Source organism: Massilia sp. MS-15, from assembly GCF_020176695.1.
Classification (GTDB): Bacteria; Pseudomonadota; Gammaproteobacteria; order Burkholderiales; family Burkholderiaceae_D; genus Telluria; species Telluria hydrophila.
The window spans coordinates 175,945-189,497 of the sequence record NZ_JAIWIA010000018.1; the positions used below are offsets into that span (position 1 = coordinate 175,945).

Consider the following 13,553-nt stretch of genomic DNA (forward strand, 5'->3'; position numbering starts at 1 on the left):
GGAAGCGAAACTACAGGGTATGGGTTGCGCGCGCCGAGCGCAGCGCCGCGCCGAGGATTTCCTCGATGCGCAGCCTGGCCTTCTGCCCGGCTTCGTCCGCCGGGAAGTGCACGCCGATGCCCTGCGCCTTGTTGTGGTTGGCGCCGGCCGGCGTGATCCAGGCCACCTTGCCGGCGATCGGGTACTTGTTCGGGTCGTCCATCAGCGACAGGATCAGGTAGATCTCGTCGCCGATCTTGTAGGGCTTGGTGGTGGGCACGAACATGCCGCCGTTCTTCAGGAACGGCATGTAGGCCGCGTACAGCGCCGCCTTTTCCTTGATCGCCAGCGACAGCACGGACGGCCGCGGCGGCTGCGGGGCGCTCGGGTCGGCGGGCATGGGGTTCATCGACATCCTTTCAGGCACAGCACGAAGTGTACTCAAGCAACATATCTTCGACAAACAATTTTGCCGACAGGGGATGGTCGGCCACCGCGCGCCGTTCGCCGGCCGCCTTGATCGCACGGTTCAGGCTGGCTACGGGCACGCGCGCGGCCAGCGCCGCCAGTTCCTTGCGGTAGCGCGGATAGTAGCGCACCTGGCCCGACAGCTTGAGCGCGAACACATCGTACAGCCAGCGCTGCTGCCACGCCACCAGCGCCGGCAAGGAGGCTTTCGCCAGCTTCTCGGCGGTGCGCAGGGCGCCATCGACCGCGGGCCGGGCCAGGAACTGGAGCAGGGTGTCGAGCTCCTCGCGGCTGCCGGCTTCGGCCTCGGCCAGGGCCGCCAGCGGCGCCCCGCCCTGCTCGCGCAGCCAGCTGTCGGCGTCCTGCACGCCCTGCGCCGAGAGCCAGGCCAGCGCCTCCTCGTGCGCAGGCATGGGCAGGGCGAACTTGCGGCAGCGCGACAGGATCGTCGGCAGCAGGCGGTCCAGGCTGTTCGAGGCGAGCAGGAACACGGTGCCGGGCGGCGGCTCCTCGAGGGTCTTGAGGAGCGCGTTCGAGGCCGGCATGTTCAGGCTTTCCGCCGGATACAGCAGCACCACGCGCAGGCCCTGGCGGTGGGTGGAGATGTTCATGAAGTCGGACAGGGCCCGCACCTGCTCGATCTTGATCTCCTTCGAGGGCGCCTTGCCGGCCTTGCCCGATTTGCCGGCCGGGGCGGGTTCCGCGCCGTCCTCGGCCTCGGCCGGAAGCTCGTCTTCCAGCGCTTCCGGGCGCACCCGGCGGTAGTCGGGATGGTTGTTCTGCGCGAACCAGCCGCAGGACACGCAGGCGCCGCAGGCGTGGCCGTCGGGCCGGCCGTTCTCGCACAGCAGGGCCTGGGCGAAGCTTTCCATGAAGCCGGCCTTGCCGACGCCTGCCGGACCGTGGAACAGGATGGCGTGCGGCAGGCGCGCGCGCATCTGCTGCAGGCGCGTCCAGGCGCCGGCCTGCCAGGGGTACATCGTCACAGCAGTTTCTCCAGCACGTGGCCGAGCTGCTCCTGGATCGCGGGAATGCTGCGGGTCGAATCGACCACCACGATGCGCCCCGGATCCTGGGCCGCCCGGCGCAGGTATTCATTGCGGCATTTTTCGAAGAAATCCGCCTCCTCGCGCTCGAACTTGTCGAGGCTGCGGGTGGCGTCCAGGCGTTCACGCGCCACCGCCAGCGGCACGTCGAACAGCAGGGTCAGGTCGGGCTGCAGGCGCGGGTGCACCCAGGCTTCGAGCGCTTCCAGCTTGGCGCGGTCCAGGCCGCGCCCCCCGCTCTGGTAGGCGAAGCTGGCATCGGTGAAGCGGTCCGACAGCACCCAGTCGCCGCGCGCCAGCGCCGGCTCGATGACCTGGGCCAGGTGCTCGCGCCGGCTGGCGAACATCAAGAGGGCCTCGGTCTCGAGGTGCATCGTTTCATGCAGCAGCAATTCGCGCAGCTTTTCACCGAGCGCCGTGCCGCCCGGTTCGCGGGTGGCGACCACGCGCTTGCCGCGTCCCGCCAGCCAGTCGCGCACGAAGCCGATGTGGGTCGACTTGCCGGCGCCGTCGATGCCCTCAAAAGTGATGAACTTGCCTGTCAATTCCGTTGCGCCCCGCTTCATTGCCTGATCCGGCGCTGGTACTGGTTCACGGCGCGGTTGTGGTCGTTCAGGTTGTCCGAGAACTGGCTGGTGCCGTCGCCCCGCGAGACGAAGTACAGGGCCCCGGTCTTGGCCGGCGCCAGCGCCGCCGCCAGCGACTGCACGCCGGGCAGCGAGATCGGGGTCGGCGGCAGCCCGGCCCGGGTATAGGTATTGTAGGGCGTATCGGTCTGCAGGTCTTTCTTGCGGATGTCGCCCGCGTAGCGCTCGCCCATGCCGTAGATCACGGCCGGATCGGTCTGCAGCATCATGCCGACCCGCAGGCGGTTGACGAACACGCCGGCGATCATGCCACGCTCGCTTTTCTGGCCGGTTTCCTTCTCGATGATCGAGGCCATGGTCAAGGCTTCGTAGGGCGTCTTGTACGGCAGGCTCGGGTCGCGCGACTCCCAGGCAGCCTTCAGGTGCTCCAGCATGGCCTGGTGGGCCTGCTTGTAGATCGCCAGTTCCGACGAGCCCTTGGCGAACAGGTAGGTATCCGGGAAGAACAGGCCTTCGGGCTGGGTATAGTCGGCCGAGATCTTCTTCATCAGCGCTTCGTCCGACAGCTGCACGGTGTCGTGCCGCAGGCGCGGGTGGGCGGCCAGCGCGGCGCGCATCTGCCTGAAGGTCCAGCCTTCCACGATGGTCACGGCTTCCTGCGCGAACTCGCCGCGCACCAGCTGGCTCAGCAGGCGGCGCGGCGAAGTGTTCGGCTTGAGCTCGTAGCTGCCGGCCTTGATCCGGCCGGCCTCGCCCGTGACCCGCGCCAGGATGTTGAACAGCTGCGGGTTGAGCGGCACGCCGGCCTTGGCCATCTGCTGCGCCGCGGCACCCACGCCGCTGCCGGGTTCGATCGTGAACGGGATCTCCGGCCCCGCCGTCGTCAGCGGACGCTTGGCCCAGTACGAGAAACCGGACCCCGCCGCCACCGCGACGATGACGCCGGTAACCAGGAGTTTTTTGATGAATGCCATAGATTGTTTTGGTTTGCGCCCTGGCTTTCCGCCCTTCCGGCGCGATTTTGCCGACATCTTTATAATGAGCCCGTAATGATAATGCTTAATCGCTCATACTAACCGGATTTATGCCTAACTGGACAGACACTCTCTCCGCGCTCGGCGCCCGCTTCCACATCGACGAGGCGGCCACGGTCGAGGACTTCGGCCGGCCGCTCGCTGCCGCTGAACTGGCCGACGGGTTCGTGGCCGTGGTCACCGACCTCGGCATCATTGCCGCCGACGGTCCCGATGCCGCCAGTTTCCTGCACAGCCAGCTCACCAACGACGTTACCCACCTGGGCCGTCAACAGGCGCGCCTGGCCGGCTACTGCAGCCCGAAAGGCCGCCTGCAGGCCAGCTTCCTGGTGTGGCGCGGCGCCGGCAGCGACATGGACTCCATCTACCTGCAGTTGCCGCGCGCGCTCCAGGCGCCGCTGCAAAAGCGCCTGTCGATGTTCGTGCTGCGGGCCAAGGCCAGGCTGCGCGACGCCACCGGGGATGCCGCGTTCGCGGCCGTGCTCGGCCTTGGCGGCGCGCGCGCCGAAGCCGCGCTGCGTCGCCACGTGCCCAGCCTGCCGGACGCGCCATATGGCAAGACCGAGGATGCGACCGGCACCGTGATCCGCCTGGCCGACGCGTTCGGCGCGCCGCGCTACCTGTGGCTGACGAGCGAGGAAGCGGCCGCCGCGGCCCTGCCCACGCTGGCCGCCGCGCAGTCGGCAGGACTCGTGCTGGGCGGCAGCCAGGCCTGGCAGCTGGCGGCGATCCATGCCGGCGTGCCGGGCATAACCGCCGCGACCCAGGAGCAATTCGTGCCGCAAATGGTCAACTTCGAGCTGCTGGGCGGCGTCGACTTCAAGAAGGGCTGCTATCCGGGCCAGGAGATCGTCGCGCGCAGCCAGTATCTCGGCAAGCTCAAGCGCCGTACGGCGCTGGCCACGGTCGCCAATCCGGCCGCCCGCGCCGGCGACGAAGTGTACTCGATGGCCGACCCTGGCCAGCCCTGCGGAATGGTGGTCAACGCCACCGCGAACGGCCTGGGCGGCGCCGACCTGCTGGTCGAGCTGAAGCTGGGCGCGCTGGGCGAGGATGTACGCCACGGCGCCCCTGGCGGGCCGGCCCTGGCCTTCCAGCAGCTGCCCTATCACCTCGACCCGCTCGAGCTCTAGGGTCCGCCGCCGATGATCGACCTGTACGTCTACTACAAGGTGCGCGACACCGACGCCGCCCACCTTGCACCCCGGGTGCGCGCCATGCAGGCGCAGCTGGGCTCGCCTGCACAGCTGAAGCGCCGCCCCGAGGCGCGCGCGGGCCTGCAGACCTGGATGGAGGTTTACCCGTCCGTACCAGCCGCGTTCGCCGGCGCCGTCGAGCAGGCGGCGCTGGAAGCCGGCCTGCACTCCTTCATCGACGGACCGCGCCGGTCCGAAGTCTTCACGGATCTGCCCAGTTCCCTATAAACCATGTGCCTGATCGTTTTTGCCTGGCAAGTGCTGCCTGGCGTGCCCGTCATCGCCGCCGCCAACCGCGACGAATTCTACGACCGCCCGGCGGCCCCGGCCGCGCCCTGGCCGGACCATCCCCATGTCATCGCCGGCCGCGACCTGCAAGGCGGCGGCAGCTGGATGGGAGTGACGACCGTGGGTCCGAACGGCCCGCGCTTCGCCGCCCTCACGAATATCCGCGGTCCGGCCGAGCGCCGGCCGGATGCGCCCTCGCGCGGCGAACTGGTGGCCGGCTTCCTCACCGGCAGCCTGGATGCGGCCGCCTACCTGGAGGGGGTGATCGCGCGCGGCGACGTCTACAACGGCTACAACCTGGTGCTGGGCGACCGCGATGCCCTGTACTGGTATTCGAACCGCGGCGCGGGCGATCCGCGCAACGGCCAGCCGCTCGAGCCAGGCCGCATCTACGGCATCTCGAACGGCCTGCTGGATGCGTCCTGGCCGAAGGTGCTACGCACGAAAGCGCAGTTCGCCAGCCTGCTGTGCCAGGGAGCGCCGGAAGACGCCTATTTCGAGATGCTGGCCGACACCACGCGCGCACCGGACCTGCGCCTGCCGGAAACCGGCATGCCGATCGAGGTCGAGCGCATGCTGTCCCCGGTCTGCATCGAGTCCGACGGCTACGGTACCCGTACCTCGACCGTGGTCAAGCTCTACCACGAGGGTGTGCCGGAACTGCACGAGCGCGTGCTCCAGCCCTGCCCGTGAGCGGGTGGCGGCACGGGCCCGGTTGCGTCACGCGCGCCGCGGCTTGAGCGCGGCTTTCAGCATGCCGGTCAGTTCCGGCATGGCGGCGTAGGGATCGGCGGGCTGCTTGCCCTGCACGATGGCGGCGAAGCGTTCCTCGGCCGTGCGCAGCGCCTGTGGATGGGAGTAGATGTAGAAGCGTCCATCGCGGATCGCATCGAAGGTGATGCGCGCCACGTCCCCGGCCGTCACCTTGCCCGACTGCACCGCCTTCTCTGTCATCGCCTGGGCCGCCATCTGGCTGGCCGTGATGCCTTCCTCGCTGGCCAGGTCGTCCGGCCGGGTGCGGTGCGACCGGGCGATCCCGGTCGGCACGAAATAAGGGCACAGCACCGAGGCCCCGATCGGCGCCTCGACCAGCGCCAGGTCGTGGTACAGGGTTTCCGTGAGCGCCACCACCGCGTGCTTGGAAACGTTATAGACCCCCATCGCCGGCGGCGCCAGCAGCCCGGCCATCGAGGCCGTGTTGACGATGTGGCCCGCATAGCCGGGATCGCGCGCCGCGCACTCCAGCATGACCCGGGTGAACACCCGTACTCCGTGGATCACGCCCCACAGGTTCACGCCCAGCACCCATTCCCAGTCCTGCTCCGAGTTTTCCCACACCAGGCCGCCGGAACCGACTCCGGCATTGTTGAACACCAGGTGCACGCAGCCGAAGCGGGCGATCGCGGAATCGGCCAGTTCCTGCACGTGCGCGCCCTTGCTGACATCGCACACCATGGCCAGCACCTCGGCCCCGCCATCCAGCAATTCCGCGGCAGCCCCTTCCAGGGCCTTGGCCTGCACGTCGGCCAGCACCAGCTTCATGCCCAGGCCGGCGGCGATGCTGGCGAATTCGCGCCCCAGGCCGCTGGCGGCCCCGGTGATGACGGCCACCTTGCCGTGAAAGTCCTTCATGTCCTTTTCTCCTCCATGCCGTGCGCCGGCTCAGACACAGGACACGCCGCCGTCCACCGCCAGCGTCTGGCCCGTGATGTGCTTGCCCGCGTCGGAAGCGAACAGCACCACCGCGCCCTTCAGGTCCTCGTCGTCGCCCAGGCGGTTCAGGGGCGCGTCCTTGGCCAGGCTCTCGGCGCCGAAGGCTGCCAGCACCGCCTTGGTCATCTTCGAGGGGAAGAAGCCGGGTGCGATCGAATTCACCGTGATGCCGTAGCGTCCCCATTCGCCAGCGAGCGCGCGCGTGAAGTTCACCACCGCACCCTTCGAGGTGTTATAGGCGATGGTCTGCATCGTGCCCGGCGGATTGCCGGCCAGCCCGGCGATCGACGAGATGCTGATGATACGCCCGTAGCGGCGTGGAATCATGGACAGCTTGCCCACCGCCTGGGTCACCAGGAAGATGCTGCGCACGTTCAGGTCCATCACCTTGTCCCAGGCTTCGAGCGGGTAGTCCTCGGCCGGCGCGCCCCAGCTGGCGCCCGCATTGTTGACCAGGATGTCGATCTGGCCGAGGCGCGCCATGGCCTCGGCGACGAAGGCGTGCACCTGGGCTTCGTCGGACAGGTCGGCGGCAATGCTCGACGCGTCGATGCCGCGCCCCTGCAGGTGGGCCACGGCGGCGTCGAGCTCGTCCTGCTTGCGCGCCGAGACCAGCACGCGCGCGCCCTGCTCGCCGAGCGCCTCGGCCATCTGCAGGCCGAGTCCGCGCGAGCCGCCGGTGACGATGGCGGTCTTGCCCTTGAGTGAGAAAAGTTCCTGGCTACTGCGCATGCTGGGTCTCCGTTGATGATCGGTTGCGTTGTTCCTGGTACGACCGGGCCTGTGCCTGCCCGTTCAGACTTCGTAATCCATGCACTGGCGTTCGGCCCGCACCGCGCCGATGAAGGGCACGACCGCCTGATGGACCGGATGCCCGGCATAGGCCTGCAGGGCGGCCCGGTCCGCGAATTCCGAATACAGCACCACATCGTAGCTCGCCTCGAGCCCGGGCTGCGCCAGCATCACCTCGAAGGCGAGCTGGCCCGGCACGAGCGCCGCGCAGGCATCGAGCCGGCGCTTCATTTCGCGCGCATTGGTGGCCTTGTCCGCACCCTCGGCTTCGTCCTTGAGCTTCCACATCACGATATGCTTGATCATTCGTCTTCCTTTGTACATGAATAGGCCTTCGCCGCGCACAGGGCCGGCGGCCGACGGCCGGATCAGCATAGCATGCTTTAGTACGGTCGTTCGTAAAATAATGGCAATCCCGCATTCCGCAATGCAGCATCCCATCCTCCAGAGTGAAGCAGTACGCGGCGCGGCGGGATGGCCATGCCATCAGCATGTCTTTGTCAGCTTCGTGTAAGTTTCAAGTAATTATCGTGTAAGGAAAGCGGCACACACTCCGCGACAGCTGACCGACAATCAGCGATCCGGTGACACAAAAACTTATACGGAGACACACATGGCAATTACACCCGGCATGACCGCCGGAGGGAAAGCTGCACCTTCCTCCGCCGGAATTACCAAAGAAGAGCGCAAGGTCATCTTCGCTTCTTCCCTCGGCACCGTGTTCGAATGGTACGATTTCTACCTCTACGGCTCGCTCGCCGCCATCATCGCCAAGCAGTTCTTCATCGGCGACCCCACCACCACCTTCATTTTCGCCCTGATGGCCTTCGCCGCCGGCTTCATCGTGCGCCCCTTCGGCGCGCTGGTGTTCGGCCGGCTCGGCGACATGATCGGCCGCAAGTACACCTTCCTGATCACGATCCTGATCATGGGCGCATCGACCTTCCTGGTCGGCCTGCTGCCCAGCCACGCGCAGATCGGCATCGCGGCGCCGATCATCCTGGTCACGCTGCGCATCCTGCAAGGCCTGGCGCTGGGCGGCGAGTATGGCGGCGCCGCCACCTACGTGGCCGAACACGCGCCGGAAGGCAAGCGCGGCTACTTCACCTCTTTCATCCAGACCACCGCGACCCTGGGCCTGTTCCTGTCGCTGCTGGTGATCCTGGGGACCCGCACGATCGTCGGCGAGGAAGACTTCGCGGCCTGGGGCTGGCGTATTCCCTTCCTGGTGTCGGTGCTGCTGCTGGGCATCTCGGTCTGGATCCGGCTCTCGATGAACGAGTCGCCGGCCTTCGCCAAGATGAAGGCCGAGGGCAAGACCTCGAAGGCGCCGCTGTCGGAAGCCTTCCTGAACTGGAAAAACGGCAAGATCGTCCTGCTGGCCCTGATCGGCCTGACCATGGGCCAGGCCGTGGTGTGGTACACCGGGCAGTTCTATGCCCTGTTCTTCCTGACCCAGACCCTGAAGATCGATGGCCCCACCGCCAACATCCTGATCGCCATCGCCCTGCTGCTGGCCACGCCCTTCTTCATCGTGTTCGGTGCGCTGTCGGACCGGATCGGGCGCAAGTGGATCATCCTGGGCGGTTGCGTGATCGCCGCGGCCACCTATTTTCCGATCTTCAAGGCCATCACCCATTACGGCAACCCGGCGCTGGAGCAGGCCATCAACAGCTCGCCGGTGGTGGTCGTGGCCGACCCGGCCTCCTGCCACTTCCAGGTCGACCCGAGCGGCACCCGCAAGTTCCCCTCGTCCTGCGACATCGCCACCCGCATGCTGACCAACGCCTCGGTGAGCTATACGACAGTGGCGGCGCCGGCCGGCAGCGTGGCGCAGATCAAGGTGGGCGAGCAGGTGATCGACTCGTTCAACGCGACCCTAACGCCTGACGGCCTCGACTTCGTCGCCGCCGACAAGGCGCGCCAGACGGCGCTGAACAAGGACGTGGTGGCCACGCTGAAGACCGCCGGCTATCCGGACAAGGCCGACCCGGCCCAGGTCAACAAGCCGATGCTGGTGCTGCTGCTGTTCATCCTGGTGCTCTACGTGACCATGGTGTATGGCCCGATCGCCGCCATGCTGGTCGAGATGTTCCCGACCCGCATCCGCTACAGCTCGATGTCGCTGCCCTACCACATCGGCAACGGCTGGTTCGGCGGCCTGCTGCCGACCATCTCGTTCGCCCTCGTGGCCGCCAACGGCAACATCTACTATGGCCTGTGGTATCCGATCATCATCGCCCTGGTGACGGTCGTGATCGGTGCGCTGTTCGTGCGCGAGACCAAGGACAACAACATCTACGCGGCCGACTGATTTGCCGCTGTCAAGGAACAATGCCGCTGGGAGCGCGAACCGCCCCCAGCGGCATGTTTCATGGCTTCGCGCCCGGGCGCCGTCCAGGTGCGCTATCGAGCAAGGGGCTCGACGGCCTGGCCAGCAGCAGCGCCAGCCAGGCGAGGAAGGAGAACGCGCGCGTAAAGCCGATGAAGCAGCAGAAATACACGAGCCATTGCGCAACACCGTCGGGCGAGCCGATGCCCGCCGCGCGCAGGGTCCACCAGGTGCAGGCCGTGCCGACCGCCCCCGACAGGCCTGCAAACCACCATTTCCGTTCCAGATTCGACATCGTTACCGCTCATGGTTGTGATCGAGTCGACGATGCTAGCACGCGATGCGCAGGGAAAAATCCGCATAAAACCACGCGCGCCTCCCGCAGGGGCGCTCAAGGCCTGCGCGGCAGCTCGATGCCGCCCAGCTTCCAGCTCCACGGGCCGTGGCGGTGCAGGATGAAGGCGCCGCCAACGCGGTCCTCGCGCGCGATCGCCACGCGGTTCCAGCTCCGGTACGACAGGGCATAGCGTGCTTCCCGGCGTCCTGCGTCGGCCGCAGGCTCCGCATCGTGGCCAGCATTGCGCCCCGAATGACGGGCGACGCGCAGTTCGCCCGCCTCCAGCATGGCCAGCACGCCTGCCGGCGACACCGCCGCATCGACCACCGGGTCGATCACCGCCAGCGCCATCGCCTTGCCAAAGGCGGCGAAGGGGTTGTCGCGCGCCGCACCGGGCTGCGCCGTCTCTTCCATGCTGGCCACCACCTGCGCCTTGACGCTCGCGCGCAGCGCCGGGAAATCGACGAAGGCCGCTACCCGGGCCGCATCGCGCTGCGCGACCGCGCCCTGCAACTGGTACAGGCGCCACCATGGACTGGCGTAGCTGGTCGCGGCCAGCAGCAGCGCCGCCACGGCGACAGCGGTCAGGAGCCGCTTGCCACCCCTGCCCTTGCCGGCCGCGTTCATCCGGCGAAGCCCTTGCCTTCCTGCGCCAGGCGCTCCAGCAAGGGCGCTGGCGTCCAGGCTTCGCCATGGCGGCCCGCCGCGTAGCCGCGGATCGCCTCGAGCACCTTCGGCAGGCCGACCGTCTCGGCGTAGAACATCGGTCCGCCGCGGTGCAGCGGGAAGCCATAGCCGCTCAGGTAGACCATGTCGATGTCGGACGCGCGCAGCGCGATGCCTTCCTCCAGGATCTTCGCGCCCTCGTTCACCAGCGCGTAGACCAGGCGCTCGACGATCTCGCTGTCGGCAATCGGGCGGCGCGCCAGGCCGAGCCCGGCGCTATGGCGCTCGACCATGTCCCTGACCAAGGCCGAGGGCTGCGCCTTGCGCTCGCCCGGCTGGTAGTCGTACCAGCCGGCCCCGGTCTTCTGGCCGAAGCGGCCCTGCTCGCACAGCAGGTCGGCGGTCTTCGAATAGGCGATGTGCGGCGACTCGACGGCGCGGCGCTTGCGGATGTACCAGCCGATGTCGTTGCCGGCCAGGTCGCTCATGCGGAACGGTCCCATCGCAAAGCCGAAGTCTTCCATGGCCGCATCGACCTGCTCCGGCAGCGCCCCTTCCTCGAGCAGGAAGAAGGCCTGGCGCAGGTATTGTTCCAGCATGCGGTTGCCGATGAAGCCATCGCACACCCCCGAGACCACGCCCAGCTTCTTGATTTTCTTGGACAACGCCATGGCGGTGGCCAGCACGTCCTTGCCGGTTTTCTTGCCGCGCACGATCTCGAGCAGGCGCATCACGTTGGCCGGGCTGAAGAAATGCAGGCCGATCACGTCCTGCGGGCGCGCGGTGAATGCGGCGATGCGGTCCAGGTCGAGGGTCGAGGTGTTCGAGGCCAGGATCGCACCCGGCTTCATCACCGCATCCAGCTGGCGGAACACGCTTTCCTTCACGCCCATGTCCTCGAACACGGCCTCGATCACGATGTCCGCCCCGGCGATGTCTTCATACGACAGGGTGCCGGTGATCAGGCCGATGCGCTGCTCGGCCTTGTCCTGGGCCAGCTTGCCCTTCCTGACACTGTTCTCGTAGTTCTTGCGGATCGTGGCCAGGCCCTTGTCGAGCGCTTCCTGCGAAGTCTCGAGGATCGTCACGGGAATGCCGGCGTTGGCGAAGTTCATCGCGATGCCGCCGCCCATGGTGCCGGCGCCGACCACGGCTGCGCGCTCGATGCGGCGCACCGGCGTGTCGGCCGGGACGTCGGGCAGCTTGCTGGCGGCGCGCTCGGCCATGAAGGCATGGCGCAGGGCCTTCGATTCGGGCGTCTGCATCAGGTGCAGGAAGCGGGAACGCTCGAACGCCAGGCCTTCCTCGAACGGCAGGGTCGCCGACGCGGCCACCGTCTCGACGCACTCAAGTGGTGCGGGGAAGGCGCCGGACCTGGCCTTGACCGCGGCGCGCGCCGTGGCCAGGAAAGCGTCGCGGTCCGGGTGGCCGACCGCGCGCGCGCGCACTTTCGGCAGCGGACGCAGGGCCGCCACCTTGCCGGCGAAGACGACGCTGGCCGCCAGCAGGTCGGTGCCGGCCGGGAAGACTTCGTTAAACAGCGCGGTGCCGGCCAGCTTCTCGGACAGGACCGGAGTGCCCGTCACCACCATGTCGAGCGCCATTTCCAGGCCGACCACGCGCGGCAGGCGCTGGGTGCCGCCGGCGCCCGGCAGCAGGCCAAGCTTGACTTCTGGCAGCGCGATCTGCGCGCCCGGCAGTGCCACCCGGTAATGGCAGCCGAGCGCCAGTTCCAGTCCGCCGCCCATGCACACGCTATGGACCGCGGCCACCACCGGCTTGCTGCAGTCCTCGACCACGCGGATCAAGGTGTGCAGGGTGGGCTCGGTGAGTGCCTTTGGAGAATTGAACTCGCGGATATCGGCACCGCCCGAAAAGGCCTTGCCGGCGCCGGTCAGGACGATGGCCTCGATGCCGGGATCGGCCTCGGCGCGGCGGATCGCATCCACGGCGGCGCTGCGGGTTGCCAGGCCCAGCCCATTGACCGGCGGATTATTCAACGTAACTACGGCAACGCTGCCTTGGACGGTATAGTCGGCGCTCATGTCTCTTGTTTCTCCTTGTCAGTGGCCGGGTGCGGCCCGGATCGTTTCACTATACCAAAATTAAAAGAACGTTCGTATTATTCGCTGGCCCGCGCCGCTGCCGGTGCATGCCGCGCGTGTGCCACAATAGCGCCTTCATCCAGCACCGCTACCACCATGGACAAACTGATCGCCGCCCTGACCCGCCTGTACCTGATGCCGCAGGCCGCCACGCCGGAAGCGCTGGCGCAGCACTTCCAGGGCGTGCATCCGCTTGCCGTCCCGCTAGCGTCGGACGAGGGCGACACGCGCGCCATCGTAATCGACTTCCCGCCGCGTCGCGACGTCGGTCCCGGGCAGCACTGGACCGACCTGTGCGCGGTGGCAAACCGCCTGCAGGAAGCCTTCGGTTTTCCGGCACCGGCCGTGAGCATCAGCGGCGCCTCTTCATTCCGGCTCTGGCTGTCGTTGGCGGAGTCCGTGCCGGTGGGCGACGCGCGCCGCCTGACCGCGCTGCTGCGCGAGGCCTATTTCCCCGACCTGGCGCTGCAGGGGCTGGACGCGGTGGAATTGCCGCCCTTTCTCAATCCAGCCAGCGGGAAGTGGGCTGCTTTCATCCACCCGGGCATGGGCGCCGCGTTCGCGGAAGAATCGGGCCTGGAACTTGCGCCGCCACCAGCCGCCCAGCTCGCTTTCCTGGCAGGCCTGGACAGCATCAGTAAGGCCATCTTCTTCGATGCGCTCGGCGCAATGAAGCAGGCGGATGCGGCAAGCGGCGTGCCAGCGGCGCCGGCTGCCGTGCCGGCCGCTGCCGATGCCGGCCTGCTGCTGAAGGATGCGACGCTGGAAGACATCGTGCGCCACCTGCATGAGCGCGACATCGAGCCGAGCTTTCGCTATGTGCTCCGTCCTCCTCGGCATTGACTACGCACGTGGCCATTGCATGCCTCGCCCATCACCATCACTGTCGAATCGCTTTACACCTGCATCGCCTGAACGCCGCTGACAGGCGCCAGCCGCTTGATATACAAGGCGTTTTCGATTTGGGCCTGAATCTTGCTTGGCACACCCCAAGCGCTTGGTCCGGCGAG

Annotated in this window: 15 protein-coding genes; 5 read left to right on the top strand and 10 right to left on the bottom strand. The window is 67.5% G+C overall.

Going from position 1 to position 13,553, the window contains the following annotated elements; translation table 11 throughout:
• Positions 1-10: 10 nt before the first annotated feature.
• The 4 genes from LCI23_RS08365 to mltG are packed head-to-tail and all read right to left on the bottom strand — an operon-like array spanning position 11 to position 3,054.
• The gene (locus LCI23_RS08365; RefSeq protein ID WP_374041157.1) at positions 11-379 is read right to left on the bottom strand and encodes a PilZ domain-containing protein; all 369 of its coding nucleotides are present in this window, start codon (positions 377-379) and stop codon (positions 11-13) included.
• Between the two features lie 19 nt (positions 380-398).
• Positions 399-1,427, bottom strand: coding sequence for a DNA polymerase III subunit delta' (locus LCI23_RS08370; RefSeq protein ID WP_224946041.1), 1,029 nt, complete (start codon positions 1,425-1,427; stop codon positions 399-401).
• A 2-nt stretch (positions 1,428-1,429) separates the two neighbouring features.
• Positions 1,430-2,059, bottom strand: a complete 630-nt coding sequence (gene tmk / locus LCI23_RS08375; RefSeq protein ID WP_224945996.1) for a dTMP kinase — start codon at positions 2,057-2,059, stop codon at positions 1,430-1,432.
• Positions 2,056-3,054: an endolytic transglycosylase MltG gene (gene mltG, locus LCI23_RS08380; protein ID WP_224945997.1), complete on the bottom strand. Its 999-nt coding sequence runs from the start codon at positions 3,052-3,054 to the stop codon at positions 2,056-2,058. The genes tmk and mltG overlap by 4 nt, the downstream gene beginning before the upstream one ends.
• Positions 3,055-3,164: 110 nt before the next feature.
• Between mltG and LCI23_RS08385 the strand changes: the two genes are divergently transcribed.
• The 3 genes from LCI23_RS08385 to LCI23_RS08395 are packed head-to-tail and all read left to right on the top strand — an operon-like array spanning position 3,165 to position 5,291.
• Positions 3,165-4,247, top strand: a complete 1,083-nt coding sequence (locus LCI23_RS08385) for a folate-binding protein YgfZ (protein WP_224945998.1) — start codon at positions 3,165-3,167, stop codon at positions 4,245-4,247.
• A gap of 12 nt (positions 4,248-4,259) precedes the next feature.
• The gene (locus LCI23_RS08390; RefSeq protein ID WP_224945999.1) at positions 4,260-4,538 is read left to right on the top strand and encodes a DUF4936 family protein; all 279 of its coding nucleotides are present in this window, start codon (positions 4,260-4,262) and stop codon (positions 4,536-4,538) included.
• Between the two features lie 3 nt (positions 4,539-4,541).
• Positions 4,542-5,291 (top strand): NRDE family protein, encoded by a 750-nt coding sequence (locus tag LCI23_RS08395; RefSeq protein ID WP_224946000.1) that lies wholly within the window; start codon positions 4,542-4,544, stop codon positions 5,289-5,291.
• A 27-nt stretch (positions 5,292-5,318) separates the two neighbouring features.
• On the opposite strand, the gene LCI23_RS08400 is transcribed toward LCI23_RS08395, so the two are convergent.
• The 3 genes from LCI23_RS08400 to LCI23_RS08410 form a co-directional block, all read right to left on the bottom strand.
• Positions 5,319-6,230, bottom strand: a complete 912-nt coding sequence (locus LCI23_RS08400; protein ID WP_224946001.1) for an SDR family oxidoreductase — start codon at positions 6,228-6,230, stop codon at positions 5,319-5,321.
• 30 nt (positions 6,231-6,260) lie between these two features.
• On the bottom strand, positions 6,261-7,043 hold the full coding sequence (locus LCI23_RS08405) for an SDR family oxidoreductase (RefSeq protein ID WP_224946002.1): 783 nt from the start codon (positions 7,041-7,043) through the stop codon (positions 6,261-6,263).
• 63 nt (positions 7,044-7,106) lie between these two features.
• The gene (locus tag LCI23_RS08410; protein WP_224946003.1) at positions 7,107-7,409 is read right to left on the bottom strand and encodes a Dabb family protein; all 303 of its coding nucleotides are present in this window, start codon (positions 7,407-7,409) and stop codon (positions 7,107-7,109) included.
• A gap of 307 nt (positions 7,410-7,716) precedes the next feature.
• On the opposite strand from LCI23_RS08410, the gene LCI23_RS08415 reads away from it, so the two are divergent.
• Positions 7,717-9,417, top strand: a complete 1,701-nt coding sequence (locus LCI23_RS08415; protein WP_224946004.1) for an MFS transporter — start codon at positions 7,717-7,719, stop codon at positions 9,415-9,417.
• A 58-nt stretch (positions 9,418-9,475) separates the two neighbouring features.
• Here the strand turns inward: LCI23_RS08415 and LCI23_RS08420 are convergent, their stop codons facing one another.
• From LCI23_RS08420 to LCI23_RS08430, 3 genes are all read right to left on the bottom strand, one after another.
• Positions 9,476-9,730 (bottom strand): hypothetical protein, encoded by a 255-nt coding sequence (locus LCI23_RS08420; RefSeq protein ID WP_224946005.1) that lies wholly within the window; start codon positions 9,728-9,730, stop codon positions 9,476-9,478.
• A gap of 96 nt (positions 9,731-9,826) precedes the next feature.
• Positions 9,827-10,399, bottom strand: a complete 573-nt coding sequence (locus tag LCI23_RS08425) for a DUF2939 domain-containing protein (protein ID WP_224946006.1) — start codon at positions 10,397-10,399, stop codon at positions 9,827-9,829.
• Positions 10,396-12,483 carry a 3-hydroxyacyl-CoA dehydrogenase NAD-binding domain-containing protein gene (locus LCI23_RS08430; protein WP_224946007.1) on the bottom strand — a complete coding sequence of 696 codons (2,088 nt, stop codon included), beginning with the start codon at positions 12,481-12,483 and terminating at the stop codon, positions 10,396-10,398. The genes LCI23_RS08425 and LCI23_RS08430 overlap by 4 nt, the downstream gene beginning before the upstream one ends.
• A gap of 156 nt (positions 12,484-12,639) precedes the next feature.
• Here LCI23_RS08430 and LCI23_RS08435 point away from each other — a divergent pair, with 156 nt between their 5' ends.
• Complete coding sequence (locus LCI23_RS08435) at positions 12,640-13,386, top strand: hypothetical protein (protein WP_224946008.1); 747 nt, start codon at positions 12,640-12,642, stop codon at positions 13,384-13,386.
• Positions 13,387-13,553: the final 167 nt, after the last annotated feature.

Bases quoted from the DNA above. Each gene is read 5' to 3' on its own strand.
- LCI23_RS08405 (WP_224946002.1), bottom strand. From the start codon at position 7,043: ATGCGCAGTAGCCAGGAACTTTTCTCACTCAAGGGCAAGACCGCCATC.
- LCI23_RS08435 (WP_224946008.1), top strand. From the start codon at position 12,640: ATGGACAAACTGATCGCCGCCCTGACCCGCCTGTACCTGATGCCGCAG.
- LCI23_RS08430 (WP_224946007.1), bottom strand. From the start codon at position 12,483: ATGAGCGCCGACTATACCGTCCAAGGCAGCGTTGCCGTAGTTACGTTG.
- LCI23_RS08415 (WP_224946004.1), top strand. From the start codon at position 7,717: ATGGCAATTACACCCGGCATGACCGCCGGAGGGAAAGCTGCACCTTCC.
- mltG (WP_224945997.1), bottom strand. From the start codon at position 3,054: ATGGCATTCATCAAAAAACTCCTGGTTACCGGCGTCATCGTCGCGGTG.
- LCI23_RS08370 (WP_224946041.1), bottom strand. From the start codon at position 1,427: ATGTACCCCTGGCAGGCCGGCGCCTGGACGCGCCTGCAGCAGATGCGC.
- LCI23_RS08400 (WP_224946001.1), bottom strand. From the start codon at position 6,230: ATGAAGGACTTTCACGGCAAGGTGGCCGTCATCACCGGGGCCGCCAGC.
- LCI23_RS08385 (WP_224945998.1), top strand. From the start codon at position 3,165: ATGCCTAACTGGACAGACACTCTCTCCGCGCTCGGCGCCCGCTTCCAC.
- LCI23_RS08395 (WP_224946000.1), top strand. From the start codon at position 4,542: ATGTGCCTGATCGTTTTTGCCTGGCAAGTGCTGCCTGGCGTGCCCGTC.
- LCI23_RS08410 (WP_224946003.1), bottom strand. From the start codon at position 7,409: ATGATCAAGCATATCGTGATGTGGAAGCTCAAGGACGAAGCCGAGGGT.
- LCI23_RS08365 (WP_374041157.1), bottom strand. From the start codon at position 379: ATGCCCGCCGACCCGAGCGCCCCGCAGCCGCCGCGGCCGTCCGTGCTG.
- LCI23_RS08425 (WP_224946006.1), bottom strand. From the start codon at position 10,399: ATGAACGCGGCCGGCAAGGGCAGGGGTGGCAAGCGGCTCCTGACCGCT.
- tmk (WP_224945996.1), bottom strand. From the start codon at position 2,059: ATGAAGCGGGGCGCAACGGAATTGACAGGCAAGTTCATCACTTTTGAG.
- LCI23_RS08420 (WP_224946005.1), bottom strand. From the start codon at position 9,730: ATGTCGAATCTGGAACGGAAATGGTGGTTTGCAGGCCTGTCGGGGGCG.
- LCI23_RS08390 (WP_224945999.1), top strand. From the start codon at position 4,260: ATGATCGACCTGTACGTCTACTACAAGGTGCGCGACACCGACGCCGCC.